This window comes from Nocardioides sp. (genome assembly GCF_036401255.1).
Lineage (GTDB): Bacteria > Actinomycetota > Actinomycetes > Propionibacteriales > Nocardioidaceae > Nocardioides.
Genome location: NZ_DASWVI010000229.1, coordinates 1 through 5,612 on the forward strand (window position 1 = coordinate 1; position 5,612 = coordinate 5,612).

The following is a 5,612-nucleotide window of genomic DNA, read 5'->3' on the forward strand; positions in this document are numbered from 1 at the left end:
GCTGCACCACCGCGGCCGACCAACGGGTCACGCTGAGCCAGCGGACACCGTCGAGCAGGCCGCCGAGCAGGCCCTCCCAGACCAGCAGGTAGATCAGCCCGATCACCACCGCGTGCCGGGTCAACACCGACAGCAGCGCGAACAACGAGCAGTAGGCGAGGCCGCCCAGCAGCGCGCCGAGCGCGAATCCGAGCGCGAACGACGGCGTGTCGGCGCGCAGGATCAGACCCGCGCCGAGCACCGGGACCGCCGCGAACGCCACCACGCAGGCGCCGGCGACCAGGAGCTTGCTGGCCACGATCGTGTGCCGGGAGATCGGCTTGGCCAGCAGGTAGGAGATCGACCCGTCGTCGATCTCCGGCGCCAGCAGGCCCGAGGTCGCGAGCAGCGCGACCAGCGGCACGACGACCACGAGCCCGAGACCGTAGAGCGTGTGCCGCGAGCCCATCTCGTCCTGGCCGACCAGCGCCCGCGACAAGATCGCGAGACCGACCAGCACCACCGGCAGCACGAACAGCAGCGCCCCGCGCCAGCGCCCGAAGATGCTCTGCGCGCCCAGCCGGACGATCGTGCGGGAGACCGCCGGCGCACTCATGACGACACCAGGTAGGAGAACACGCTCTCCAGGGACTCGTCGGTCGGCGTCACCTCGTGCAGGCGTACGCCGTGGTCGCGGGCCAGCCGGGGCAGCACCTCGCTGAAGCGGCCGAAGTCGGAGGCCTCCAGCTCGATCCCGCCCTCCGAGCGCAACCGGGCGCCCCGCACCGACGGGTCGGCGAGCAGCACCGAGGCCATCAGCCGGTCGTCGCCGGTGCGCAGCACGAACCGGTTCGGCCGGTCGGTCATCAGCCGGCGGATCGCGCCGAAGTCGCCGGACGCCGCGTGCCGCCCCGCCACCACGACCTCGATCTGGCGGGCGACCTGCTCGACCTCCTCGAGGATGTGCGAGCTGAACAGCACGGTCCGCCCCTCCGCGCCCATCGTGCGCAGCAGCTCCATCAGGTGGATCCGCTGCCGCGGGTCCATGCCGTTGAACGGCTCGTCCAGCAGCAGCACCCCGGGGTCGTGCACCAGCGCCGAGGCCATCTTGATCCGCTGCCGCATGCCCTTGGAGTACGTCGAGATCTCCCGGTCCTGGGCATCGGTCATCTCGATCAGCGCGATCGCCCGCTGCGCCGCGGCCCCCGCGTCGGCGAGCCCGTGCAGCTCGGCGTTCGCGACGACGAACTGCCGGCCGGTCAGGTAGTCGAACAGCGCCTCGCGCTCGGGCACCAACCCGACCTTGCGGTAGACCTGCTCGTTGCGCCACAGCGGCTCACCGTCGAGCGTGACCGTGCCGGTGGACGGCGCGAGGAAGCCGGACATCATCGCGATCAGCGTCGACTTGCCCGCCCCGTTGGGGCCCAGCAGCCCGGTGACGCCGGGCCCGATCGTCATCGTGACGTCGTTGATCGCGACGACGTTGCGGTACCACCGCGACACGTGGTCGATCCGGATCTCCATCAGGACTCCACCCTGCGGTAGCGCCACAGCAGCCCGCCGATCGAGCCGAGGATCGTGAGCACGGTCGCGACGACGTACAACAGGCCCATCCCCGTGCCGGTCGGTGGCGTCGGCGTCGCCTCGGGTGCGTCGAAGAGGAACACCTGCACCCCGTTGACGAGCGTGTACGGCGAGAACAGCCCGGCGATCTCGCCCACCACGTCGCGGTCGGCGCCCACGGCGATCCCCTGGACCGCGGAGACGACCGTGTAGCTGACGAGCAGCACGACGATCACCGCGGCGACGGCCAGCCCGCGCCGGATCGTGAACGCCGCGACGAGCGCGGCCAACCCGGCGAGGCACGCCGCGAGCAGCGCGGCGCCGACGACCGCGCCGAGGAAGCGGCCGGTCTCGCGGCCCGGGGGCAGGTCGGCGAGCAGCCCGCCGAGGTACATCAGCAGCAGCGGCGCCCCGATCAGCACGAACGTGGCCACGGTCAGCGACCCGAGCCGCACCAGCACGTAGACGAAGCGCCGCATCGGCCGGGCCAGGTAGAGCGTGATCGTGCGGAACCGCAGGTCGCGCGAGATCAGCGCCGGTGCCTGCGCGGCCACGAACACCGAGATCAGCAGCTGGGTGGTGAGCGGGTACGTCGAGTAGGCGACGATCTGCTCGTCGAGGTCGAGCAGGTTCTTGGCCTGCACCAGCACGCCGACCAGGATCAGCGCGGGCAGCAGCATCAGGCCGAGCAGGATCATCGGCAGCACCTTCGAGCGCGCCGAGCGGCCCAGGCCGTAGGTGTTGCGCAGGCCGGTGACGAAGAACGCCCACGCCACCGGGGCCTCGCCGAGGCGCGGGCCGGCGTACGGCCGGTAACCGAGGTCGTGGATGACGCCGGTGGGGGAGGCGGTCTCGTCAGGCAGGCTGGACACGGCCGGCACCTCCCTCGCGGAAGACGTCCTCGATGCGGTGGTGGCGCTCCTGCATCCGCACCAGCCCCAGGCCGAGCTCGACGGTCAGGTCGCGGACCACGTCGGGGGTGGTCTCGTCGCGGACCTCGACCTCGACCAGCGTGCCCTCGGCCGGCCGCGCGACCAGCCCGGCGTCGACCAGGGCCTGGCCGAGGAGCCGGTCGGCGTCGGTGCGGCCCTGCACCTCGACCAGCAGGCTGCCGGTCGCGTGCAGGAACTCCGTGGTCGCCGACGAGCGCAGCAGCCGGCCGCCGTCGAGCACCACGACATGGTCGCTGACCCGCTCGAGCTCGCCGAGCAGGTGGGAGGTCACGAGTACGGCGATGCCGAACTCCCGGCCGATCCGCCGCACCAGCGCGAGCATGTCGTCACGCGAGGAGGGGTCCAGCCCGTTGGTCGGCTCGTCGAGCAGCACCAGCCGCGGGTCGTGGACCAGCGCCTGGGCCAGCTTGGCCCGCTGCTTCATGCCGGTGGAGTAGCCGCCGATCGGGCGGTAGCGCTCCTCGGCCAGCCCCACGTGGCGCAGCACGTCGGAGGCGCGCTCGCGCGCCGCGGCGTACGGCAGCCCCGACATCTGCCCCAGGTGCACGACCAGGTCGCTGGCGGAGACGTCGGCGGGCAGGCAGTCGTGCTCGGGCATGTAGCCGACCAGCGCGCGGATCGCGCTGCCCTCGATCGCGACGTCGTGGCCGAGCACCCGGGCGGTGCCGCCGGTCGCCGGCACCAGGCCGAGCAGGATCTTGATCAACGTCGACTTGCCGGCCCCGTTGGCGCCCACGAGCCCCGTGACGCCCTCGCCGACTGTGACGTCGAGGTGGTCCAGCGCCGTCACCCGCGGGTACTGCTTGGTCAGCCCCACGGTCTCGATCACGGCCACGGCCCCAACCTAGCCCCGGGCCGCCGCCACCGAGCGCCCTTCCCGTCGAGATCCGGGGAACCTCCGGGCGAACCCCTAGCCCCGTGGGGCAGGCTGGTCTCCATGCGATTCACCGAGCACGAGCTGACCGTCGCGCTGACCGAGGTCGCGAAGAACGTGCTCGCGACCCAGGACAAGGCCGTCCGCAAGGGCACCCGCACCATCGACGAGGCGTGGGAGGGGCTCTCGCGCTTCGCCCGGTTCCAGATGCTCGACGGGCTCGGCACCCAGCTGCTGCCGGCGCTGGTCGCGCTGCCCGACGTCGAGGTCGCCGCGGGCGAGCGCCCGGCCTACACCGACGACGAGATCCGCGCCGCCGTCGAGGAGCGGCTCGGCGAGGAGCGCGGCGTACGCCGCAAGGCGTTGCTGACCGCCCGGGTCGCGCTGGTCAAGCTCGCGCTCGAGTGCCTGCCGCCGCGCCAGGACCCCGACGGGCTGATCGTCCCCGACCACCTCTGAGTCAGAGGAACCAGGGCGGCACGGCGCCACGAAGGGGCCCCCGAAGGGGCCGGCGGTCCGGACGTACGGGGGATGGTTGTCGGGACCGCCGGCACCCACCACCTGTCGCGGGCCGGGGGCGGCGTTACACGGATCTGCGGCGGTCTAGACCGCAGGGGTCAGCCGAGCGCAGCGTTCACGACCTCGCGGGCCTCCTGCTGGACCTGCGCCAGGTGGTCGGGGCCGCGGAACGACTCGGCGTAGATCTTGTAGACGTCCTCGGTGCCCGAGGGACGCGCGGCGAACCACGCCGACTCGGTGGTCACCTTGAGCCCGCCGATCTTCGCGCCGTTGCCGGGCGCCTCGGTGAGCTTGGCGGTGATCTCCTCGCCGGCCAGCGTCGTGGCGGTGACGTCGGCCGGGGAGAGCGCCCCCAGCGCGGCCTTCTGCTCGCGGGTGGCGGGCGCATCGATGCGGGCGTACGCCGGCTCCCCGTGCTCGGCGACCAGGTCGGCGTAGTGGGCCGAGGGCGACCGGCCGGTGCGCGCCTGGATCTCGGAGGCCAGCAGCGCGAGGATGATGCCGTCCTTGTCGGTCGTCCACGCCGAGCCGTCCATCCGCAGGAACGATGCGCCCGCGGACTCCTCGCCGCCGAACCCGAACGAGCCGTCGATCAGCCCGGGCACGAACCACTTGAACCCCACGGGCACCTCGACCAGCTCCCGGCCGGTCGAGGCGGCGACCCGGTCGATCATCGAGGAGGACACCAGCGTCTTGCCGATCCGCGCCCGGTCGGGCCAGCCGGCCCGCGCGCCGCCGAACAGGTAGCCGATCGCGACCGCGAGGTAGTGGTTGGGGTTCATCAGCCCGGCGTCCGGGGTGACGATGCCGTGCCGGTCGGAGTCGGCGTCGTTGCCGGTGGCGATGTCGTAGGTGTCCCGCTGCGCGATCAGCGACGCCATCGCGCTCGGCGAGGAGCAGTCCATCCGGATCTTGCCGTCCCAGTCCAGCGTCATGAACCGCCACGTCGGGTCGACCAGCGGGTTCACCACGGTCAGGTCGATCCGGTGCCGCTCGGCGATCTCGGCCCAGTAGGCCACCGACGCGCCGCCGAGCGGGTCGGCGCCGATCCGCACCCCCGCCTCGCGGATCGCGTCGAGGTCGACGACGTTCGGCAGGTCGTCGACGTAGGTCCCCAGGAAGTCGTAAGGAGCTGCGGCCGCGCGCGCTCGTGCGAACGGCACTCGTTCCACCCCGGCCAGATCGTTGCGGATCAGGTCGTTGGCCCGCGCGGCGATCACCGAGGTCGCGTCGGTGTCGGCCGGCCCGCCGTGCGGCGGGTTGTACTTGAACCCGCCGTCGGACGGCGGGTTGTGCGACGGGGTGACGACGATGCCGTCGGCCAGGCCGGAGCCCGGCCCCGAGGAACGACCGAGTCGGCCGCCATTCGCCCGCAGGATCGCGTGCGACACCGCGGGCGTGGGCGTGTAGCCGTCCCGGTCGTCGACCAGCACGGTGACGTCGTTGGCGACCAGCACCTCCAGCGCCGTGGCCCACGCGGGCTCCGAGAGCCCGTGGGTGTCGCGGCCGAGGAACAGCGGACCGTCGTACCCCTGCTCGCGCCGGTAGTCGCAGATCGCCTGGGTCGTCGCCAGGATGTGCGTCTCGTTGAACGCGGTGCGCAGCGAGGACCCCCGGTGCCCGCTGGTGCCGAACGCCACCTGCTGGTCGGCGTCGTCCGGGTCCGGCACCCCCGTGTAGTACGCCGTCACCAGGTGCGCGACGTCGACGAGGTCGGAGGGTTC

General features: G+C 72.6%; 6 protein-coding genes. 1 reads left to right on the top strand and 5 read right to left on the bottom strand.

Features of this window, described 5'->3' with window-relative positions; all coding sequences use genetic code 11:
- The 4 genes from VGD85_RS10565 to VGD85_RS10580 all read right to left on the bottom strand — a co-directional run.
- The coding region (locus tag VGD85_RS10565; RefSeq protein WP_331063398.1) for an ABC transporter permease subunit at positions 1-595 on the bottom strand (595 nt) is incomplete at its 3' end.
- Entirely contained in the window at positions 592-1,503 is a 912-nt protein-coding gene (locus VGD85_RS10570) for an ABC transporter ATP-binding protein (protein ID WP_331063399.1), read from the bottom strand. The genes VGD85_RS10570 and VGD85_RS10565, both read right to left, overlap by 4 nt.
- Complete coding sequence (locus VGD85_RS10575; protein WP_331063400.1) at positions 1,503-2,414, bottom strand: ABC transporter permease; 912 nt, start codon at positions 2,412-2,414, stop codon at positions 1,503-1,505. The genes VGD85_RS10570 and VGD85_RS10575 overlap by 1 nt, the downstream gene beginning before the upstream one ends.
- Positions 2,398-3,330, bottom strand: coding sequence for an ABC transporter ATP-binding protein (locus VGD85_RS10580; RefSeq protein WP_331063401.1), 933 nt, complete (start codon positions 3,328-3,330; stop codon positions 2,398-2,400). The genes VGD85_RS10575 and VGD85_RS10580 overlap by 17 nt, the downstream gene beginning before the upstream one ends.
- Before the next feature lie 102 nt (positions 3,331-3,432).
- On the opposite strand from VGD85_RS10580, the gene VGD85_RS10585 reads away from it, so the two are divergent.
- On the top strand, positions 3,433-3,828 hold the full coding sequence (locus VGD85_RS10585) for a hypothetical protein (RefSeq protein ID WP_331063402.1): 396 nt from the start codon (positions 3,433-3,435) through the stop codon (positions 3,826-3,828).
- A gap of 158 nt (positions 3,829-3,986) precedes the next feature.
- On the opposite strand, the gene pgm is transcribed toward VGD85_RS10585, so the two are convergent.
- The coding region (gene pgm / locus VGD85_RS10590; protein WP_331063403.1) for a phosphoglucomutase (alpha-D-glucose-1,6-bisphosphate-dependent) at positions 3,987-5,612 on the bottom strand (1,626 nt) is incomplete at its 5' end.